The organism is Gillisia limnaea DSM 15749 (assembly GCF_000243235.1).
Classification (GTDB): domain Bacteria; phylum Bacteroidota; class Bacteroidia; order Flavobacteriales; family Flavobacteriaceae; genus Gillisia; species Gillisia limnaea.
The window spans coordinates 1,735,951-1,737,708 of sequence record NZ_JH594606.1 but is presented as its reverse complement, the minus strand read 5'-3'; the positions used below and the strand labels follow the sequence as shown (position 1 = coordinate 1,737,708).

Below are 1,758 nucleotides of genomic sequence, written 5' to 3'. Positions count from 1 at the left end.
TTACTTCACCTGCTTCGATCAACATTACATCAACAGCATCCGATTCTGACGGTACGGTTTTCAAAGTGGAATTCTTTAACGGAACTATAAAATTGGGAGAAGATTTAGATGGCAGCGATGGATGGAGTTTTGCGTGGAATAATGTGGCAACAGGCAATTATGTATTATCGGCAAAAGCCACAGATGATAAGTTAGCTGAAACCACTTCTGAAACAATCAATATTGTGGTTGGGGATCCGGTGAATGTCGCTCCTGAAGTAGCTATTACAGCACCTTTAAACAATGCAAGTTTTACTTCACCTGCAGCCATAACTATTACTGCAACAGCATCCGATTCTGACGGTACGGTTTCCAAAGTGGAATTCTATCAAGGCACCACAAAATTGGGAGAAGATATAGATGGCAGCGATGGATGGAGTTTTGCGTGGAATAATGTGGCAACAGGCAATTATGTATTATCGGCAAAAGCCACAGATGATAAGTCAGCTGAAACCACTTCTGAAACAATCAATATTGTGGTTGGGGATCCGGTGAATGTCGCTCCTGAAGTAGCTATTACAGCACCTTTAAACAATGCAAGTTTTACTTCACCTGCTTCGATCAACATTACTGCAACAGCATCAGATTCTGATGGTACAGTTTCCAAAGTGGAATTCTTTAACGGAACTATAAAATTGGGAGAAGATTTAGATGGCACCGATGGATGGAGTTTTGCGTGGAATAATGTGACAACAGGAAATTATGTATTATCGGCAAAAGCCACAGATGATAAGTTAGCTGAAACTACTTCTGAAACAATCACTATTGTGGTTGGGGATCCAGTGAATGTCGCACCTGCAGTAGCTATTACAGCACCTTTAAACAATGCAAGTTTTACTTCACCTGCTTCGATCAACATTACATCAACAGCATCCGATTCTGACGGTACGGTTTTCAAAGTGGAATTCTTTAACGGAACTATAAAATTGGGAGAAGATTTAGATGGCAGCGATGGATGGAGTTTTGCGTGGAATAATGTGGCAACAGGCAATTATGTATTATCGGCAAAAGCCACAGATGATAAGTTAGCTGAAACCACTTCTGAAACAATCAATATTGTGGTTGGGGATCCGGTGAATATCGCTCCTGCAGTAGCTATTACAGCACCTGAAAACAATGCAAGTTTTACTTCACCTGCTACGATCAACATTACAGCAACAGCATCCGATTCTGATGGTACGGTTTCCAAAGTGGAATTCTACCAAGGCACCACAAAATTGGGAGAAGATATAGATGGCAGCGATGGATGGAGCTTTGCGTGGAATAATGTGGCAACAGGAAATTATATATTATCTGTTACAGCAATTGATAATTTAGGAGCTGTTTCAACTTCCGAAAGTGTAAATGTAATTATCAGTAACCAAGAACCTGTTTTTGAAGAGAGTTTCGTAATGTATCCTAATCCATCTTCCGACACGTCAACAATTCATTCGATCAACATTACTGCAACAGCATCAGATTCTGATGGTACAGTTTCCAAAGTGGAATTCTTTAACGGAACTATAAAATTGGGAGAAGATTTAGATGGCACCGATGGATGGAGCTTTGCTTGGAATAATGTGACAACAGGAAATTATGCATTATCTGCAAAAGCCACAGATGATAAGTTAGCTGAAACTACTTCTGAAACAATCACTATTGTGGTTGCGGGATCCAGTGAATGTCGCGCCTGCAGTAGCTATTACAGCACCTTTAAACAATGCAAGTTTTACTTCACCT

At 40.3% G+C, this 1,758-nt stretch carries 1 protein-coding gene; it reads left to right on the top strand.

Features of this window, described 5'->3' with window-relative positions:
• Positions 1–1,758, top strand: a 1,758-nt coding sequence (locus tag GILLI_RS18560; protein WP_006988913.1) for an Ig-like domain-containing protein, incomplete at both ends; no start/stop codon positions are given.